Origin of the sequence: Pseudomonas sp. CCNWLW23 (assembly GCF_037095675.1) — a bacterium.
GTDB lineage: Bacteria > Pseudomonadota > Gammaproteobacteria > Pseudomonadales > Pseudomonadaceae > Aquipseudomonas > Aquipseudomonas atacamensis.
The window spans coordinates 326,448-345,497 of the sequence record NZ_JBAWKM010000002.1; the positions used below are offsets into that span (position 1 = coordinate 326,448).

The window sequence follows — 19,050 nt, forward strand, 5'->3', positions numbered from 1 at the left end:
TGGCCGATTGCTGCCAGTCGCCATGGGCGCTCTGCTGCCAGGCCATGTATTCGCCTCACGAAACCGCGCTTCAAACACCTGAGCTTTCCGCAATCTCCCCTTCCCCCCGCAAAAAATCCACAAACGCCCTCAGCGGCGAAGGCATGTGGCGGCGGCCGTGGTAATACAGAAACGGACCGTCGAAGGTCTGCCACCAGTCCTCGAGAATCGGCACCAGTCGACCATCGGAGAGCGGCTCGCGCAGAAAATCCTCGAAGGTATAGATGATGCCCAGCCCGTTGATGGCCGAACGAATTGTCAAATCGTGGGACGACGTCAGCAGTTGCCCCTGAGGCGGGATACGCACGATACGGCCGTCTCGATGGAACTCGAATACGCCGACTTTGCCACTCTCGAAGCGATGGCCGAGCAGGTCATGGCCCGGCAGTTCTTCGGGGTGAATGGGCGTACCGCGTTCAGCCAGATAGCCCGGGGCGGCGGCTGCAACGAAGCGTTGGCGACGCGGGCCGATGGGCACGGCGATCATGTCCTTGGCCAGGCTCTCTTCATAGCGCACGCCGGCGTCATATCCGCCAGCGTTGACGTCGACAAAGGTGTTGTCCATGACGACTTCGACACTGATCCCTGGATAAAGGCGCAGAAAACGCGCCAGCAGGTCGGGCAACAGAAAGCGTGCCACCGGCACTGGCACATTGAGTTTGAGCGTGCCGACCGGGCGCTGAGCGTCGTCGTCGAGATCGTTGAAAGCGGCGTCGATTTCTTGCAAGGCCGGGCGCAGGCGCTCGAGCAATCGTTCGCCGGCCGCCGTCGGCGTGACGCTGCGCGTGGTTCGATTGAGCAGGCGCACACCCAGGTCGCTTTCCAGCCGGCGCATGCAGTCGCTCAACGACGAGGCGGACAGCCCGCGCTTTTGCGCGGCAGCACGAAATCCCCCCGCCTCGACCACCGCAGCAAATATCGACACATCGGTAAGGTTTGGTTTACGCATGAATGCTTCCTCCGCAGGCGCCTGACTGTACGCCATACCGTACGGGTCATCCACCAATGCCCGACTTATCCTCGGGCACTCGTACACCGATACTGCTCACTCGCCCCGCCAAGCGGGAACCTGTCACGCGAATGAGAATCCCCCGATGAGCCATTCACCCGCTACGCCGAGCAATACCGCGACCCAACGCCTTCTCAAGGCCACCCGAATGCTGTTCGCCATTTCCGCGATGGCCGGCACACTGGCTGCGCAGGCGACTTCCCGAACGGAGCCGAAGCCGGACTGGTCCACCCACGACATGCCCAGCCAGAAAGGCCGCATCGTGCTGGTGACCGGAGGAACCAGCGGCATGGGCTATGAAGACGCGCTGGCCCTGACCCGAGCCGGTGCCGAGGTGATCATCGCCGCACGCAACGCCGAGCGCGGCCGCGAAGCGATCACGAAGATCAAGCAAGCCGTGCCCGAGGCGCGGGTGCAATTCGAAACGCTGGACCTTGCCAATCTGCAATCGGTGCGCGACCTCGCCAACCGTCTGCAAGGGCGCCTGCCGAGGCTCGACGTGCTGATCAACAATGCCGCGATCATGTCGCCGCCTGTTCGAGGCGTTTCCGCCGATGGCTACGAGATGCAACTGGCGACTAATTACTTGGGGCATTTCGCCTTGACCGGCCTGCTGATGCCCCTGCTACGCAAAAGCGACGATGGTCGGGTGGTCAGCCTGTCGAGCATCGCCGCCGGGCGCGCAAGCCTGAACTTCGATGACCTGCAGGCTGAGCGCAGTTACGACCCTTTTGCCAGCTACAGCCAATCGAAACTGGCGGTTCTAAAGTGGAGTATTGAGCTGCAGCAGCGCAGCGATGCCGCCGGTTGGGGGATACGCAGCATCGCCGCGCACCCCGGCGTTGCCGTGACGGATCTGATCGCCCGGGGGCCTGGCCTGGACAGTGAATTCGGCAAACAATGGGCTGTAGAGCGGGACCTGTATCATTCCGCAGCGCAGGGCGCGCTGCCGACGCTGTATGCAGCGACGGCGCTGGAGGCGGTTGGCGGCGCCTACTACGGCCCTACCGGTGATAACGAGAAGCGCGGGCCGCTGGGCTTCGCCAAGATGCCGCCGGCCGCTGCCGATCGCTCGAATTCGGCCACACTGTGGCAACTCTCCGAGCGGCTGACCGGCGTCACCTACCGCTGACCGCCCGGCACGGGGTAGGCCCCGTGCCATTGCCCCACCACTCCCACAGGAGCGCAACATGGATACGTCTCTTCTCGCCCACCGCGCCGGCGCCATCATCAATGCCGAGGCTCACGAGCTGCGCCCTGCGCTCAACGGTTTTCTGCTGTTCGTTTGCCTGTTCGCCGGCTATTTCATGCTCCGTCCGATCCGCGAATCGATGGGCATCACTGCCGGCGTCGAGAACTTGCATTGGCTGTTCACCGCGACCTTCCTGGTCATGCTGGCGGCCGTGCCGCTGTTCGCCTGGCTCAGCGCACGCGTGCCGCGCCTGCATTTCGTGGACTGGGTGTACGGATTCTTCTGCACCAACCTGCTGTTGTTCGCCGCCTTGTTCCTGGGCGAGGAAAGCCCGTGGCTGGCGCGCGTGTTTTATGTGTGGATATCGGTCTACAACCTGTTTGTCGTATCGGTCGCCTGGAGCCTTATGGCCGATGTATTCGACAGTGCCCAGGCCAAACGTCTGTTCGCGTTCATCGCGGCGGGCGCCAGCGTCGGCGGCCTGAGTGGCCCTGCGCTGAGCGCCTTGCTGATCGGTCCGCTGGGTGAGTCCGGCCTGATGCTGCTGGCCGCTGTTCTGCTGGCCGCTGCGATGTGGTTCAAGCGCCAGTTGATGCGCTGGCGTGAACGGGGTGGCGCAGGACGCCCCGATGCCGCGCCGAGCGAAAGCCCTCGCAGGCCGTTGCCGGGCAATCCGTTCAGCGGTATGACGGCCGTTCTGAAATCACCCTATCTGCTCGGCATCTGCGGTTTTGTGGTGCTGCTGGCGACAGTCTCCACCTTCCTTTACTTCGAGCAGGCACGCGTCGTCGCCGAACACTTCCCGGACCGCGAGGCGCAGGTGCGCGTGTTCGGCATCATCGACTTTGTCGTGCAGGCGGGCGCCCTGCTCTGTCAGCTGTTCATCACTGGACGCCTCGCGCAAAGGCTCGGCGTCGGCGTGCTGTTGGCCATGGTGCCGCTGGTCATGTGCGCGGGATTTATCGGGCTGATCTTCGCCCCCGGCTTTGGCCTGATCGCCGCGCTGATGATCGTGCGCCGCATCGGTGAGTACGCCTTCGTGCGCCCAGGCCGAGAGATGCTGTTTGCCCCGCTCGATGCCGAAAGCAAGTACAAGGCGAAGAACTTCATCGACACCGTGGTCTACCGCGCCGGCGACGCCATCAGTGCCTGGGCAAAAAGCGCGCTGGACGCCCTCGGCCAAGGTGCAGGCATGGCAGCGCTGGTTGGCGCGTTGTGTGCACTGCTGTGGGGTCTGCTGGGGTGGCGACTCGGCGAACGGGCGGACCGCCGAGCCAGTGTGGCGGGAGCGCGGCAAAACCCAGCGTAGCGTTCAACGGTCATTGACTGAGACAGGCATTGCCGTAGAATCGCCCGCCCAAAAAATCAGCTTGCAGAGCGAGAAGGAGCTTCGATGCAACGGGTGATGATTGTTGGTCAGCCTGGGTCTGGCAAAAGCACGTTGGCGCGCAGGCTTGGTGAGCGCACGGGGTTGCCGGTCGTGCATATCGACACGATCCATTGGCAGCCAGGCTGGATCGAGCGAAGCCCGGATGAGAAGACCCGACTCTGCCTGGAGGTCGAGGCGCGTGATCGCTGGATATTCGAAGGTGGCCATTCAACCACTTGGGAAAATCGCGTCGCCCGTGCAGATCTGCTGATCTGGATCGATCGTTCGCCACCGCTTCGATTCTCGCGCGTCTTCCGTAGAACGCTGCTCAACCACGGTCAGTCTCGGCCCGACTTGCCGGAAAACTGCCCCGAACAGCTGGCGAACCTGCCTGAATTTCTAAAGTTCATGTGGCGGACGAGAAAAACCTCGCGAGCCAAAATGCGCCAATTCGTGTCAATGGCGCCATCGGCTTGCCGGGTAGTTCATCTGCGGTCGAATCGAGAGACGAGGATTTTTCTCGAAAACATTCGCCATGCACAGGGCCAGACTTTGCAGACTGACTGACGGCTGACCGCTCCACCAGGGAACTGCCGGTGCCAGGCATCGTCCGAGCTTAAGCGTTTAAGCAAACAGCTCGTCGCGAGGTTTCCGTTTGAAAGCTGCCATCGTCAAAAAATACCGTTTGATCATCAAGACCCTGGGTTACGTGGGCTGGTCTTTGTTCTGGTTGCTGCTCTGGGACATCGCCGTCACCGTCGACTTCATGCTGTTTCTCAACACAAAACTCAACCTGCCGTTGATGCCGCTGACCTTGCTCGGTTCAGCGTTGATCGTGTTGATCAGTTTTCGCAACAGCAGCGCTTACAACCGCTGGTGGGAAGCGCGGACGCTGTGGGGGTCGATGATCAACAATTCCCGCAGCTTCGCCCGGCAAGTGCTGACGCTGCTGGACGACGCAGGTGGCGAGGTTAATCCGGTCAAATCGACGCTGTTGCGCCGCCACGTGGCCTACGTGAATTGCCTCGCCGCGCACCTACAGGGCCAGCCATGTCCCGACGAGGTGCGGGCGTTTATTCCCGCCGAAGAATTCGCCCGCAGTGGCACAACCAATAACTTTGCCAACGATATTCTCACCGGCTCGGCGACTTTGCTCGCTCGCGAATACAAGGCCGGGCACCTGGACAGTATTCGCCTGGCGCGGCTTGAGTCGACGCTGGTGGATCTGTCCAACAGCCAAGGCGGCATGGAGCGGATCGCCAATACCCCGCTGCCCTACCCTTATGTGTATTTCCCACGGCTGTTCATATCGCTGTTCTGCCTGATCGTGCCGATAGGACTTGTCGAATCCCTCGGTTGGTTCACGCCGCTGGCGTCGACCGTGGTCGGGTTCATGCTGCTGGCCATCGAACGCATCGGCACCGATCTGCAAAGCCCGTTTCGCCACAGCGAACACCAGATTCAAATGGAGGCGCTGTGCGAAACCATCGAAAAGAATTTGCAGTCGATGCAGCGTGATTCGTTGGGGGATGTGCGCAGGGTTGAGGAGCCCGCTTGAGACGCTGCTTTAGCAGCTGCGCTTTTCATCAGATGCGCAGCAGCTATTGACGAGTGTCCGCCTCCTCGGCCGGGTAAAACTCGCCCTGCTTGCCCATTTCTTCGAGTCGTTCGCGCGCTACCGCCTCAACTCGGGCCACTGCGTCTCGATCGTCAGGGTCAACCAACTGCAAACACAGGCGTCGGACATTTTGGTCATGGGTCCCCTCGCTGAGCATTTCGTGGGTGAAGACTTGTTCAGCACGCCATAGGCATAACTGGGTATGGGTCCCGCCGAGCCATATCTCGTTGATTGATCCAAGATCAGTGGTTGCCAGTTGATCCACGGTGATTGTCTTATCCATTGCGCCGTACCTGTAAAAATGTTCGTAGACAGGTACGACTAGCGGGCACAGTGGGTCGTTCCAAGCGTCGCACGTTCCCACCGCATCCGCGGTATATCCTCCTCCCAAAACGTCAATTTTTCCGAGCCCAACTCCCAAACATCACATCACCGACGTAGATACCCGAAGAAGCTGATCGCTCCTGATCCAGACGCGTCTGCAACGTTTCAATGTCGACCTCCTCTGCACTGGCCACCCCTAACGCAATGATTCGCGGCAAGCATGCTCGAACGATGGCGCCAAGGCTGTACGGCGTATCAGGCGTTTGTACCAGGCACTCGGCTCGCACGCTTTCAACGGTCAAGCCTGCCTGAGTGAAAATGCCGTGCAGGTTGAACCCGATGTGCAAATCCGCTCCTTCGCGAGCAAGCATTTGCTGTAACCAACGTTGCGCTCTTGCATGCAAAGGGAAAGGCTCGACGCTGGCAGGCGCCATCGTCGTATCGTGTTCCTGGAAGACCATGATCCCGCCGGGACGTAGACATCTCGACAGCGCTCGGATCGTCGCCACCGCATCCGGTTGATACATGAGGACACGCCCGCCGACGATGGCGTCAAAACTGCCGATAGAGTCTGGCAATTCCAAGAGGTCTCCCTCAAGAAAGGTCAGCGCATGTCCTGCGGTGCGCTGGCGTGCAACGGCAATGGCAGCGGCATCGTGATCAACGCCGATGATCTCCCCGCCTCTTCCCACGAGATCACACAGCAAAAACGAAACATCACCCGAACCGCAACCTACGTCCAGGATTCGCATCCCTTCACTAACGCCCGCATCGATCAGCAAGCGTGTGGTGAAATCGAGTCGGTTGAGCGGCATTATCAAATTCCCTGAGTTTTCTGAAAAATCATGGCAGGCGCATAAGTCATCTGGCCCCCAACAGCGCTTCATCCTTGGCCACCGCACGTTTGTAGGCGTCGCGGCTGGTCAACTTCTGGGCATAGGCGAGAAACGCAGGCCTGGGCGGCAAGGTTTGCAAGCCTAACCCCCAGCCAATGTGGGAGCCAACATAAACGTCTGCAGCGGTGAAGCGTTCCCCGGCGATAAACGGATGCGCCAATACCGCGCGCTCAAGCTGATCGACCGTGCGCTCATAGCTTCCGTAGCCAAAGAAAAACTCCTGATCCGGCGTCGGGTTGAAACTGGCGCGGTAGTTGGTGACCGCCTGCTCCAGCGGTCCCGCAGCGAAAAACATCCACCGGTAATAAGCGGCGCGCTCCGCTGCCACTGGCGCCAGCCCGGCTTCGGGAAATGCCTGAGCCAGATAGGCACAGATGGCGGCGGTTTCTGTTATGGTTTGCCCGTTATGCACCAGGGCCGGGATCTTCCCCATCGGGTTAACGTCGCGAAAAAAACTGGCGCGCGAACCATCAGCGTCGTTCATCGTCGGCGCCGCCAGCGCAGCACCACCCCAGCGGTCAGACTGACTGGTCGACTGGTAATCCATCACCACCGTCTCATACGCGCAGCCGATTTCTTCGAGCATCCAGCGCACCATACGGCCGCGAGAATTGGGGTTGGTATAGAAAGTCATTGTCATCGTGAGCTCCTTTTGGCTCGGTGTGTTGACGACAATGGTAAAAGCGAAGCGGTATGAGCCTGTGGGCGCCTTCCGCCAGAATACTTGCAGAACGCGCCATTGGCGGCGTATTGCATCACGCATCACCGCTATCCTGCAGTTCGGAGTCTGGAAATGCCGCACCTTCACACCAGCGCCGAGCGGTGTAAATTACCCAGGGTATTCTGGGAATCAATAGCGCAGCTGGGACTGGATCCCTCGTTGATTGAGCAACATGCTCAACTGCCCCATGACCTTTATCTGAACGAATCGACCTTTGTCAGCACACAGCAGTTGTTCGCTGTCTGGAACGCCATTGAGGCGCTTTCGGCAGATCCCGCTTTGGCGATAAAAATGGTTCGCGACACGCCCAGTGCGAAGCACAAAATGGCGTTCATCACGGCGTTATATGCTGCTGATTATCGCGACGGACTTGCGCGGTTGGCGCGCTTGCAGCGCCTGTGCAGTCCCGACAAATTATCCATGGTCGAGCACCAGAACACTGTGTCATTCACGATTCAGTGGCCATCCGGCACGGGGCCTGCGCCCTATCTTTCAGTGGAGGCGTGTTTTGCCTTGGTACTGGAGCTCGGTCGACGAGGCACCGGAAAACACATCACGCCTATGTCATTGAGCTTGCGGCGGCCAAAGCCACCGCTGGAAACTCACTCGGATTATTTCGCCTGTCCCATCAACTACGGCGCCAGCCATGACGAGATGATCGTGAGCGCCTCTGATCTTGAGCGGCCGTTTCTGCACCACAATGCGCAGGTGCTGCACATGATGAGCCCCGGCCTCGATGCCGCATTACGCGCAATCGAGGCGCCGGTTGGCTTCTGTGAGCAGGTCATTGAAATATTCAAGCGCACGCTGGCAAACGGACGGCCAAGTTTGCAACACCTCGCCAGAGAACTGTTGCAGAGCGAGCGAACCTTGCAGCGCCGTCTGGCGTCCGAGGGCACGACCTTCAACGCACTGCTCAACGAGGCGAGGCGTCAAGTGGGGTTGCAGCTGCTGGCTGATAAGAGCCTGGAGCTCAAAGAGGTGGCGTATCTTCTGGGTTATGACGACGTCAACTCTTACTATCGGGCCTTTCGGCAGGTGGAAAAGGTTACGCCCAGTCAGTGGCGTCGTTCGTTCAATCCTGATAAGAACCAGGCCTGAAGCAGCCGCTACCCGCTCTCAAAATGATGTCCGCTCTAGTTGGCGATAAATTTGTTGTTGGTTTTATTCGTCGTACTGTCAACAAACCAAATCGCGACCCCATCTGTTAAAACCCTGCTGCATTCCTTACCGTATTTTTGATAGGCAACGCAGATCACATCCCCCGTAATCACCCAACTTCCTGACTGCATGGACTCGCTGGAAATCTGAATTTGTGCAGTTCCGTCAGCGCTTAATACTTGAGAAAAAGGATAGCCAGTGGACGTTACGCTGGAATGTTTTCGGCCTATGACCGTAGTTTTTATTTCGCTGCCCGTTAGCTGCTTTGCGGTCGCCGGTGCGGCCGCATGGGCGTCGAGCGCAGCTTGATTACCGGACGAAGTGCAGCCAATCAAAAATAGAACGGCAACCGCACAAAAAAGGAGCTTTTTCATAACTATCACCCTTTCGCTTATTGAAGCGCATAGAAATACCGGACTTATATTAGGCACGAAACGGATCGACAATATATTCGATTACTATAAAGCCAATAGCACTCCCACCTATACATCCCCAAACTGTAAAGCAATCGGACACAATTAGATTTAGTTTGGTAGCGTCGCCGCGATTTAATTTTGCGAACTCACACCATTCAACTTAACGATGTAATGCTGGCGCCCAATTGGCGATTTCCGCCCATAGCGAGCCATCAGAAATGACCGCTGAAGTCGAAAGCAAACGATGCTTCAAAGCCTTGTCACCAGACAGTCACGCCAATTCACTAATCTTCCCATCCCCCCGTCGCCCCAAGAGCCCGCATTCCAAAATGCCGCCCATCACCGCCACCTCCCCACCCCGCCAAAAGATCATCCTGCGCTCCGACAACCTCACCTCTTCCGACTTCGGCGCCCTGTTCTCCAGGCTCTTCGGCAACCGCTACGCCGATACTCCGCCGCCACCTTCCAACATCATCATCGGCGGTGTCTACGGGCGGCACGACGGGGTGAGTTTTCGGCGTATGCATTACCACGGCGACTTCAGCGTCGCCCTCCCCGATCCGCAGAACGAAATCACTTTCGTCATCCCCACCGCCGGCAAGATCGTTTTCAACCACGTCGCTGAATCCATTGGCATGGCGCACATCGGTCTGGCAATCGACAAGGCGGATATCCGTTCGATGCGCTTTGTGGACGATCACGCGCACCACGGGATTTCGATCAATCGTCAGCAGCTCACCGAGCGGTTGTCGGCGCTGCTGGAGAAACCGGTCGTGCAGAAGATCGTGTTTGAGCCAAGCGTGGATCTGAATACCCCGGCATTTCAGGGCCTCAAGGCGTTGATCGATCTGGCCACGGGCACTGAGTTCGATGCCTTGATCAACAGCGGCACGCTGATGCCGTCGCGCTTACGCGAGATGTTGATCGATGCGGTGCTGGAGGCGTGGCCGCACAACTTCACCGAGGCATTACGGGGGCCGGCGCCGTGTGTGGCGCCGCGTCATGTGAAGGTGGCGATGGAATTTATTCAGGCGCATCCGCAGCAGTTGGTCAGTGGCGTGGATCTGGCGCGGTTGAGCCATGTCAGCCAGCGCGCCTTGCAGGAAGGCTTTCGACGTTTTGTCGGGATGTCGATCGTGGCGTATCAGCGGCAGGTGCGTTTGCAGCGCGCCTATGATGCGTTGGCGCGAGGGCATGCAGGCTCTGTGACGGAGGTGGCGTTGAGCTTTGGCTTCAGTAATGTCGGGCGCTTTTGTCAGTATTTTCAGAGTGCTTACGGCGTAAGCCCAGCGGAGTTGAAGGCCAGGCGTTGACCATTCGGTCCGGTGAAACCTGTATTTGATTGAACAGCAGGAATCTCAGGGCGACTAACCCCAGACAGGTCGTTTGACGGCACCGCCGATTCAAGCGGCGTTTACCTGGCTGCGACCCGACGGTGCGTTTCTGCGCGCGTCGGTGCAGGCTTCGCAAGGGGGTTTCCATGACCGAGGATTTCATCGGCTTTTTCACGGCTCACACGATTTTAGGAATTTCACTGGCGAACTGGGTGCTGGCGTTCCTCGCCGCGACACTCAGTTATCTGCTGACCACCACGGCGATCCGTTTCGTGTTCCGCAAGGTGCAGGCCCGGGCCAGCGCCGGCAATGGGCATCTGACCTACATGGCCAGCGAAGTGCTGGCGGCGACCAGCACCACGTTGCTGCTGTTGGCATCGATTCTGGTCGGCATCGGCTTGCTGGATTTGCCGGAGCGCTGGCTCGGGCGGGTCAGCAGTTTGTGGTTCGTGGTGGCGGCGTTGCAGGTTGGCCTGTGGACCAACCGCGCGCTGGCACTGGGGCTGCATCGGTATTTCTCGCGGCATAACGCGACCGGCACTTTTCAGGCGAGCGCCCTGGCGACCCTGAGCCTATGGGGCGTCAAGGTGTTGCTGTGGGCGGTTATTCTGCTGGCGATGCTGTCGAATCTGGGCGTGAACATCACTGCATTCGTCGCCAGCCTGGGTGTCGGCGGTATCGCGGTGGCGCTGGCGGTGCAGAACATTCTCGGCGACGTGTTCGCCTCGCTGTCGATTGCCGTCGACAAGCCGTTTGAGGTGGGTGATTTCATCGTCGTCGGCACGCTGGCCGGTACGGTCGAGCACGTCGGCCTGAAGACCACGCGCATCCGCAGTCTCGGCGGTGAGCAGATTGTCATGGCCAACGCCGACATGATCGGCAGCACCATTCAGAACTACAAGCGCTTGCAGGAGCGTCGAGTTGTGTTTGAGTTTCGTCTGACATACGAGTGCACCAGCGAACAGATCCGCCAGATCACCCAACGCGTTGAAAGCATCATCAAGAACGAAAAACAGGCACGCTTCGACCGCTGCCATTTCCGCAGTTTTGGTGAGAGCGCGCTGGAATTCGAGACGGTGTACATCGTTCTGGACGCCAGCTACAACGTCTACATGGACGTGCAGCAACGCATCAACCTGGCAATCATGGAAGCGGTGGCCGAGCTGGACGCGACGTTCGCCTTCCCGGCGCGCACCGTGCATGTCGCCTCCCTGCCCGAACCCAGCGCGCAGCCAGCACGCACACAGCAACCTTCGCGTGCGCAGCATGCTTGAGCGCAAGAGCCCGGCAATTTGCCGGGCTCGCTGTGTTCAAAACGCGTAACTGGCCTTGAGTCCGCCATTGAAACCATGGCTGTCACCGCCACCGTTGGCCCCGACCTCAGCGCCTACACTCAGTGCGCCGAGGTTGGCCATCAGATTAACGCCGCCGCTGAACTGGTCGCGGTTGTCGAACGCCGCGCGCTGCTCGATATCCAGCCCCAGCAGCTGGCCTTCGCTGTCGACTTGCTGATTGCCGAGCGCACGTTCATAGCCCACGCGAACACCCGGGACCAACTGCCACGCACCCATCGTCACCGGGGCAAATGACACGTCGAGATTGGCCACCGCGCTGCGGCGGGTCTGCTCAATGCCATCGACGTCGAGCGCCAGCTCACTGCCCTTCTCTTTGAAACCTTGCAAGTCGAGATGACTGACGCGAAAGCCCAGGCTCGGTTCGACAATCACGCTGCTGAGCGGCAGGCGATAACCCAACGCCACGGTCGCGCCAGTGAGATTGCCGTGAGTGTCGCCCTTGGCAGTGCCGAGGCCACCGCCAAGCTCGCGTTTGCTGTCGTAGTCGACATAACCGGCGCTGGCGTTGGCGTCGACAAACAAGCCGCGCTCAAGGCTGATGAAGCCGTAACGCGCACCGAGGTTGAGGAAGGTGAAGTCCGTATCGGCCTCGCCACCCGCTCCGCCCACGCTGCCCTTGCTGTAGCCAAAGCTGCCGCGCGCGCTGAGTTGTTCGCTGAAGCGCTGGGTGATGCCGAGCATCAGGCCCTGGCTGTGTTCGTTGCTGCTCTCGGCATGGGCCGAGCCGTCGGTGCCGACGTAGCTGGCGAGCGCGGTGCTCCAGAGGCGGTATTGGCCGACCTTCAAATCGCTGCCGCTGGCGAACGGTGCGGCGGCTTTTTCGATCATCGCGTTCTGCCGCAGCAGGTAGCTGGCCGCATCAGCGTGGACCTGACCGCCGACTTGAGATTCGACACCGCCCAGAGTGCCGGCGTCGATCGCCGATTGCAGGTAGTAGTTGTAGGCGCTGTAGGTGCCGGACAGCTCGGAGTTCTGCAACTGCCGCAGCAATTCTGCACCAGCGGCGGCATTGCCGATCAGCCCGGCCTGCCCCGGCAAGCTGTTGTACTCGACCAGTTTGCCGCGCAGCACGTAAATGGTTTCCTGGGACAGACCGAGGCCCTGCTTGAGGTAGTTGTCCATGCTGCCGTACTCGGCGGCGACCTGGTCGAGACCGGCCTGCAAGTAACTGGCCTGTACCCCGAGCAGCGGCTCGTAGACAGCGGCCATGCTCGGCGGCAGCGCTTTCAAGGTCGCGGCGACACGGGCGGCGGTGTAGTCGTTGGTCGCCAGATAATTGGCCATGATCGTCGCCTCATCGACGCCAGCGATGCTCTGCAACACGGCGGCGGTCCAGCCGGTGCGGTCCTTGCCGGCGGTGCAGTGGAATAGCTGCGCGGCGTCGACACTGGCCAGCTCATTGAACAACTGGCCGAACTGCCCACGCATGCCGGCATCGCTGACGAACGCGCGGTTGGTGTCCTCCATCATCGCCACCGCTTCGGCGGCGCTGTGGAACGAGATATTGGTGATGTTCGCACCCGAGGTGGTGCTGCCAATGATGTCGATATTGCGGTAGGCCGCGCCCGTGATCATCGTGTCAGGCGTGGCGGCAATTTCGCTGGGCGTGCGCAAGTCGTAAATGGCTTTGATGCCGAGCCCATTGAGTGTCGCCAGATCCGCCGCCGACGGCGTCAATGCGTTGGAGCGGTAGAACACGCCGCTGCGCATAACGCCGTCGTGGGCGGTGGAGTACGCGGTGGTGATGCCGGCGATGTCGCGGAAGTTGTCGATGCCGGACAAGCGCGGCGTGTCGAGGGTGACAGGCTCGGCCGCATGGGCAGCGGCGATGGACAGGCTCAGAACGGACAGCGAACACAGAAGACGTTGGAACACAGTGCAGCCTCATGAAATCAGCGTTGGGCTGGTCACTATGGGCAGACGAGTGGGAGGGAATATGACAGTTTCGGCTGGCGACAAAATGCCTGCGCGAATGGGCCGTGGCGTGCGTGATCGGTCCATCAATCCTGCTTGGATATGTTGAAGATCCCTGTGGCAGCGAGCCTGCTCATGAAAGCGGCGTGTCAGCCGATTATATTCAAACTGAAAAAAAGCTTTCGCGAGCAGGCTCGCTCCCACAGGGTTTGGGGAAGTATCCGTTTTTTCAATTTGTCGCGCGCAATGCCAACGCCTTATAAGACTGCCATCACTTTCAAGAACAAGAGGCTGTACCCATGAGCAACGCCTGGAACGAAGGTTATTTCACCGACGAAGGCTACACCTACAGCTATAGCCGGGAGATCAATCCGGTGTTCCTGCGTTACTGCCTGTTGTTGCGCGGTTTTGCCACGCTGGAAAGCAACGATGGCGTGCACTGCGAACTGGGCTTCGGTCAGGGCGTGTCGATCAACATCCACGCCACCGCCAACCCGGGTTCGTTTGTCGGTACGGACTTTCACCCGGGTATGGCGGCCCATGCCATCGACCTCGCGACTGCCGCCAACAATGGCGCGCGTCTGTATGACGACAGCTTCGAGCAGCTGCTGGCGCGCAATGATCTGCCGCAGTTCGACAGCATCAGCCTGCACGGTATCTGGACCTGGGTGAGCCGCGACAATCAGAAACTGATCGTCGAATTCGCCCGCCGTCACCTGAAACCGGGCGGCATGCTCTACGTCAGCTACAACTGCTTCCCCGGCTGGTCGCCGTCGGCGCCGCTGCGCAATCTGTTCAGCCTGCATGACCGTTTCGCCAACGCCTCGGCGCGCTCCGATGAGCGCATCGACGCCGCACTGGAGTTTTCCGAAGCGTTGCTCGCGGCCAATCCGAAGTATGCCGCTGCGGCACCAAGCCTGGGCGCGCGGCTGCAAAGCATCAAGGGCCAGGATCGTCACTACGTCGCCCACGAATATTTCAACCGCGACTGGAACTGCATGTACTTCGCCGACATGGTCGACGCGCTGGCCCCGGCCAAACTCGACTACGCCACCACGGCAGTGCCGCTGGACTCAATCGACCCGCTCAACCTGAGCGCCGAAGGCATGGACTTTCTGGAAACCATCGAACACCCGATCATGCGCGAGCAAGCGCGGGACTACTTCGTCAACCAGCACTTCCGCCGCGATCTGTACGTGCGTGGCGCGACGCGCCTGTCCGCTGCCGAACGCCGGGCGAGAATGCTGCACAGCCGTTTCGCGTTGCTGCAACCCTGGGAAACTGTCGCGGGTTCGGTCACCGGTCCTGCCGGCGAAGCGACCCTGCAAGCGGAAATCTACGGCCCGGTGCTCGATGCCTTGGCGGCGCAGAACTATGCGGCCAAATCAATGCGCCAATTGCTCTCCGAGACTGCAATGGCTTACGACGACGTCGAACAAGCCCTGGCCGTGCTGATCGGTATGGGCGCGGTCGCTCCGTGCCAGAGCGAGGCCGCCGAGGCGCAGGTCAGCGGTCGCTGCGCCGCGCTCAATCTGCAACTGTGCAAACGCTCGCTGTACGGCGCCAACATCCAGACCCTGGCCAGCCCGGTCACCGGTGGTGGCGTGACGGTCAGCCGCTTCCAGCAGTTGTTCCTGATCTCGATCAAACAGGGCAAACAGCAGCCGGCCGAATGGGCGCAACTGGCGTGGGGGGTGATCAGCGAACAAGGTGAAGTGCTGGTCGACAATGGCCAGCCGCTGCTCACCGCTGAAGCCAACATCGCCGCGCTGACCGCACAGGCGCAAGTGTTCGCCGAGCAGACGCTGCCTGTGCTGAGGGCGCTTAAAATCGCTTGATTGCAAACGAACCAAGGTGGGAGCGAGCCTGCTCGCGAAAGCGCTGGATCAGCCGCCAAATCGGTGACTGACGTACCGCATTCGCGAGCAGGCTCGCTCCCACATTGGTCGAGGAACCTGGCTAAGCCAACCGTCCTGTTTGCGGAACTTTCCGCGCTCTGCCGCCCGTCCTGCCACTCGGCAAAAAACGAAATTTCTGCTGCGCGCCCTGCTCACAAACTATGCATGCGCCAACGCCCACAAGGGTCGAGGCGCGATAGCCTGGTCTGAGGAAAATTTGAATGTTCATACATAACAAGCGACTTCAGTACACCGTTCGAGTGGCCGAGCCCAACCCGGGTCTGGCCAATCTGCTGTTGGAACAATTCGGGGGCGCCAATGGCGAACTGGCCGCGGCAGCGCGCTATTTCACTCAAGCCTTGGCTGAAGAAGATCCGGGGCGCAAAGACCTTTTGCTGGACATCGCCACCGAAGAGTTGAGTCACCTGGAGGTGGTCGGCTCGATCATCGTCATGCTCAACAAAGGCGCCAAGGGCCAACTGGCAGAGGGCGTTCAAGAGGAAGGCGAGCTGTACCGCGCGCTGAATGGCGCCGGTAATGACTCGCACATCACCAGCCTGCTTTATGGCGCAGGCGCTCCTCTGGTCAATTCGGCTGGCGTACCGTGGACGGCGGCCTACGTTGACTCGATCACCGAGCCGACCGCCGACTTCCGCTCCAACATCGCAGCCGAAGCGCGGGCGAAAATTCTCTACGAACGCTTGATCAACATCACCGATGATCCGGGCGTCAAAGAGGCGCTGGGCTTTTTGATGACGCGGGAAATCGCCCATCAACAGTCCTTCGAAAAAGCCCTGCATTCGATCCAGCCGAACTTCCCGCAGGGCAAACTGCCGGGCATGCCGGAGTTCACCAACAAGTACTTCAACATGTCTGGCGAGCCCAACGTGCGCGGTCCGTGGAACGAGGGCGGTGCGTGGGAGTACGTGGAAAACCCAGAGCCGGCAGTCGACGGCGGCGATGGTCTGGCGACCGTCACCCTTCCGGCTGAAGACGAACAGGTGCTGGAAGCGATGAAGACCCGTACAGCTTCTGACCCACTCAGCGAGCCGGTGACCGGTGCTGATCTGGGCTCCGGTTACGTGCAAGGCAAAGATGTCTGAACCCCGTCCGGCGGCCCCGGATCGGGGTCGCCACTTGCTCAAGGTGATCAACATGAAAAACAGCAAAGTCTCGGCACTGACCTCTGAACATTTTCAACGTTTGATGGAGCACGCATACGCCGGTTTTGAGCTGGACTGCAAACAGGCCTGTCGGGGATTGAAAGTCAGCATGGCGGTGAATGTATTTGGCCTGGGCACCCTGCTGCCGAATAATTTCGCTGAGGAGACTGCCGTTCCGCCAGCGGACGCACATCCAGCCGTCGACGACGCCTTGCCCACGATGCCGGTGGTCGCCAAGCGCGTATTGGCGCAGCGCAACCGTTCCATCGACGGGGCGGAAAGTTTTCATCGGTAACAGGAGCGCGACATGAGAACGTATAAAAACCTGAGTTTCCCCTCAAGCCTGGGTGTCGCCCCGGGACTCCAGTTTCTGCTGGGCTGTGCGATATTCGCCGGCGGAACGCTGATCCTGATGAGCGAACTGGCGGGAACATTCTTTGCGATGTGAACCTTGGTTTGCTATCGCGCGTTCAAAACAGCACCGCAGCCGCTTCCCTCATGAAGATCTCAACGGTCTTCGGCCCTATCCCCTCGAACTCGGACAGGCGCTTCTCCAGCGCCTTACGATCCGCGCTCGCCGCCACGATGTTGCTCACCTTACCGGCGTACTCGCTGTTGAGCTTGTTGGCCAGCGCGAGCAGTCGCGACGCCGTGCTTTCATCGTAGCGAACGTAACGCGCCTGCCCCAGCATCGACACCAATTGACGGTGTGTGCACTGCGCGAGCTTTTGCGGGGTGTCGTTGTGATGCTGCTCTACTATGACCTGATACGCCTTGGCGGCGATGGCGCCCTGAATCCTTTTGCCCATCAGAAAACTCGCCAGCAACCATTTGAACAGGCCGGGTTCGCTGGCGTTTTGCAGGTCGATGTTCAAGCCACCGGCCGTGATGATTTCGCTCACAAGTCTCACCTCAAGGCGCGCTTCAATTACAGATGTTGACCCGGCACGGCTTTGAACGATCCAATCGCGACAGCCTGGCCAAGGCAGTAAATTGAATTCCAGGTGGAAATGGATGGTCATCTTTCAAGAGATGAGAGATGACAAGCATAAGGACCCTCAAATGCTCGGTCGTAAAATGCCCAAAACCCGGGGGCATGACGCCGCACAAACCGCTCCCATCAAAGCTGCCAGCGAGATCGCCGCTTTCCGCCTGACAGTCATCTTCATGCTGACGGTCATTCTGGCGTTTCTCGGCGTGGAAGGCTGGCGAACCTGGCGTGACTATCATGCAGCCTTCTCGTCGGCGCGTGATTCGGTCACCAACCTCGCGCGGGCAACCGCGCAACATGCCGAGGACGCCATCCGCCAGGTCGATGTGCTGACCGCCGCTTTGGGCGAGCGCGTCGAAGGTGATGGCCTACAAAACATAGACGTACCGCGCATCCACAACTTGCTGGTGCAGCAGGCCAGATTGATGCCGCAGTTGCATGGACTTTTTATCTACGGCCCGGACGGCAAATGGATCGTCACCGACAAGGAAATGATCCCCGACCCGGCGAACAATGCCGATCGCGACTACTTCCAGTATCACCGCGCCAACACCGATCGAAACGTGCGTATCGGTGATGTCGTCAAGAGCAAATCCACCGACGACCTGATCATCCCGATTTCCCGCCGCTTGAATAACCCGGACGGCTCCTTCGCCGGCGTGCTGCTGGGGACGATCAAGGTCAGTTATTTCGTCGACTATTACGGCGATTTCAAGATCGACGACAAGGGTGCACTGGTGCTGGCGCTGCGCAACGGCACCATTCTCGTGCGGCGTCCCTTCATCGCTTCGGTAATCGGTCAGAGCCTCGCCGACAGTGAGGTGTTCAAAAACTACCTGCCCTTTTCCAGTCAAGGGATCGCCGAGGTCCGAGCGGTCGTCGACGGCACCCAGCGTCTTTACGGTTACAGAGCTTTGAGCACCTATCCGCTGGTGGTCGAAACCGGCCTTTCCCGCGAATCGATCATTGCGCCGTGGCGCTGGGACCTGATCAAAACCGGTTTCGTGCTGATGTCGGTGATTACCGCGTTCACGGTCTTCGGACTGATTGTCTTGAGGCAACTGCGTCAACGGATGGTGATGGAAAAGGATCTGCGCCGGGCACATCAGGCCATGAAGGACATGGCGTTGACCGACAGCCTGACCGGGTTGGCCAACCGTCGGCGACTGGACACTGCCTTGGTTGACGAAATTCGCCTGGCCAGACGCCAGGGTTCGTCGATCTCACTGATCATGATCGATGTCGATCACTTCAAGCTCTACAACGACAGCTACGGGCACGCGGCGGGTGACGATTGCCTGAGCGCTGTCGGACAGGCGATTGCGCAAGCAGTAAAACGGCAGGGTGATCTGGCCGTGCGCTATGGCGGCGAGGAGTTTTCCGTGCTGCTGCCCAACACCGATATTCGCGGGGCGGCGCTTGTGGCGCAGGAAATTCTTGAGGCCATTCGATCCTTGCGGATGGAGCACAAAGCCCATCCGCTGGGTCACGTCACCGCCAGCGCAGGTATTGCGGTTGGCAAGCCGGCCGAACATGAAGTGAGCCCCGCCACTCTTATCGAGTCGGCTGACAAACTGCTTTATGCCGCGAAGCAGAAAGGCAGGGATCGCTACTGTATCGGCGAGGAAGTGCTCGGCGCCTAGCCACCGC

Annotated in this window: 19 protein-coding genes; 12 read left to right on the forward strand and 7 right to left on the reverse strand. The window is 59.9% G+C overall.

Features of this window, described 5'->3' with window-relative positions:
* Positions 1-70: 70 nt before the first annotated feature.
* Positions 71-988 carry a LysR family transcriptional regulator gene (locus V8J63_RS04600; RefSeq protein ID WP_336463658.1) on the reverse strand — a complete coding sequence of 306 codons (918 nt, stop codon included), beginning with the start codon at positions 986-988 and terminating at the stop codon, positions 71-73.
* 145 nt (positions 989-1,133) lie between these two features.
* Between V8J63_RS04600 and V8J63_RS04605 the strand changes: the two genes are divergently transcribed.
* The 4 genes from V8J63_RS04605 (at position 1,134) to V8J63_RS04620 (ending at position 5,167) form a co-directional block, all read left to right on the forward strand.
* Entirely contained in the window at positions 1,134-2,180 is a 1,047-nt protein-coding gene (locus V8J63_RS04605; protein WP_125926138.1) for an SDR family oxidoreductase, read from the forward strand.
* 58 nt (positions 2,181-2,238) lie between these two features.
* On the forward strand, positions 2,239-3,549 hold the full coding sequence (locus tag V8J63_RS04610) for an NTP/NDP exchange transporter (protein WP_336463659.1): 1,311 nt from the start codon (positions 2,239-2,241) through the stop codon (positions 3,547-3,549).
* 84 nt (positions 3,550-3,633) lie between these two features.
* Positions 3,634-4,176, forward strand: a complete 543-nt coding sequence (locus tag V8J63_RS04615; protein ID WP_336463660.1) for an AAA family ATPase — start codon at positions 3,634-3,636, stop codon at positions 4,174-4,176.
* Positions 4,177-4,264: 88 nt separating this feature from the next.
* Complete coding sequence (locus V8J63_RS04620; RefSeq protein ID WP_130888024.1) at positions 4,265-5,167, forward strand: bestrophin family protein; 903 nt, start codon at positions 4,265-4,267, stop codon at positions 5,165-5,167.
* A gap of 43 nt (positions 5,168-5,210) precedes the next feature.
* Here V8J63_RS04620 and V8J63_RS04625 read toward each other — a convergent pair whose 3' ends face one another.
* The 3 genes from V8J63_RS04625 to V8J63_RS04635 all read right to left on the reverse strand — a co-directional run bounded on the left by V8J63_RS04625 (position 5,211) and on the right by V8J63_RS04635 (position 7,210).
* Positions 5,211-5,510 carry a hypothetical protein gene (locus V8J63_RS04625; protein ID WP_236169219.1) on the reverse strand — a complete coding sequence of 100 codons (300 nt, stop codon included), beginning with the start codon at positions 5,508-5,510 and terminating at the stop codon, positions 5,211-5,213.
* A gap of 112 nt (positions 5,511-5,622) precedes the next feature.
* On the reverse strand, positions 5,623-6,366 hold the full coding sequence (locus V8J63_RS04630) for a methyltransferase domain-containing protein (RefSeq protein WP_336463661.1): 744 nt from the start codon (positions 6,364-6,366) through the stop codon (positions 5,623-5,625).
* A gap of 46 nt (positions 6,367-6,412) precedes the next feature.
* The gene (locus V8J63_RS04635) at positions 6,413-7,210 is read right to left on the reverse strand and encodes a glutathione S-transferase family protein (protein WP_336463662.1); all 798 of its coding nucleotides are present in this window, start codon (positions 7,208-7,210) and stop codon (positions 6,413-6,415) included.
* 30 nt (positions 7,211-7,240) lie between these two features.
* On the opposite strand from V8J63_RS04635, the gene V8J63_RS04640 reads away from it, so the two are divergent.
* The gene (locus V8J63_RS04640) at positions 7,241-8,269 is read left to right on the forward strand and encodes an AraC family transcriptional regulator (RefSeq protein ID WP_336463663.1); all 1,029 of its coding nucleotides are present in this window, start codon (positions 7,241-7,243) and stop codon (positions 8,267-8,269) included.
* A 35-nt stretch (positions 8,270-8,304) separates the two neighbouring features.
* Here V8J63_RS04640 and V8J63_RS04645 read toward each other — a convergent pair whose 3' ends face one another.
* Complete coding sequence (locus V8J63_RS04645) at positions 8,305-8,703, reverse strand: hypothetical protein (protein WP_336463664.1); 399 nt, start codon at positions 8,701-8,703, stop codon at positions 8,305-8,307.
* A gap of 371 nt (positions 8,704-9,074) precedes the next feature.
* On the opposite strand from V8J63_RS04645, the gene V8J63_RS04650 reads away from it, so the two are divergent.
* Complete coding sequence (locus tag V8J63_RS04650; RefSeq protein ID WP_336463721.1) at positions 9,075-10,058, forward strand: AraC family transcriptional regulator; 984 nt, start codon at positions 9,075-9,077, stop codon at positions 10,056-10,058.
* A gap of 167 nt (positions 10,059-10,225) precedes the next feature.
* Entirely contained in the window at positions 10,226-11,353 is a 1,128-nt protein-coding gene (locus V8J63_RS04655; RefSeq protein ID WP_016774365.1) for a mechanosensitive ion channel family protein, read from the forward strand.
* A 36-nt stretch (positions 11,354-11,389) separates the two neighbouring features.
* Here V8J63_RS04655 and V8J63_RS04660 read toward each other — a convergent pair whose 3' ends face one another.
* Entirely contained in the window at positions 11,390-13,309 is a 1,920-nt protein-coding gene (locus tag V8J63_RS04660; RefSeq protein WP_336463665.1) for a tyrosine-protein phosphatase, read from the reverse strand.
* Between the two features lie 338 nt (positions 13,310-13,647).
* Between V8J63_RS04660 and V8J63_RS04665 the strand changes: the two genes are divergently transcribed.
* The 4 genes from V8J63_RS04665 to V8J63_RS04680 all read left to right on the forward strand — a co-directional run bounded on the left by V8J63_RS04665 (position 13,648) and on the right by V8J63_RS04680 (position 16,857).
* Complete coding sequence (locus V8J63_RS04665) at positions 13,648-15,186, forward strand: class I SAM-dependent methyltransferase (RefSeq protein WP_336463666.1); 1,539 nt, start codon at positions 13,648-13,650, stop codon at positions 15,184-15,186.
* A 281-nt stretch (positions 15,187-15,467) separates the two neighbouring features.
* Positions 15,468-16,349 carry a manganese catalase family protein gene (locus V8J63_RS04670; protein ID WP_130899703.1) on the forward strand — a complete coding sequence of 294 codons (882 nt, stop codon included), beginning with the start codon at positions 15,468-15,470 and terminating at the stop codon, positions 16,347-16,349.
* On the forward strand, positions 16,342-16,704 hold the full coding sequence (locus V8J63_RS04675) for a hypothetical protein (protein WP_073475017.1): 363 nt from the start codon (positions 16,342-16,344) through the stop codon (positions 16,702-16,704). Before V8J63_RS04670 ends, V8J63_RS04675 begins: the two co-directional genes overlap by 8 nt.
* Before the next feature lie 12 nt (positions 16,705-16,716).
* A complete protein-coding gene (locus V8J63_RS04680; RefSeq protein WP_163012312.1) occupies positions 16,717-16,857 on the forward strand; it encodes a hypothetical protein in 141 nt (46 codons plus the stop codon).
* A 22-nt stretch (positions 16,858-16,879) separates the two neighbouring features.
* Here the strand turns inward: V8J63_RS04680 and V8J63_RS04685 are convergent, their stop codons facing one another.
* Entirely contained in the window at positions 16,880-17,311 is a 432-nt protein-coding gene (locus V8J63_RS04685) for a DNA methylase (RefSeq protein ID WP_336463667.1), read from the reverse strand.
* A 160-nt stretch (positions 17,312-17,471) separates the two neighbouring features.
* Between V8J63_RS04685 and V8J63_RS04690 the strand changes: the two genes are divergently transcribed.
* Positions 17,472-19,043, forward strand: coding sequence for a sensor domain-containing diguanylate cyclase (locus tag V8J63_RS04690; RefSeq protein ID WP_336463668.1), 1,572 nt, complete (start codon positions 17,472-17,474; stop codon positions 19,041-19,043).
* The last annotated feature ends 7 nt before the right edge of the window (positions 19,044-19,050 follow it).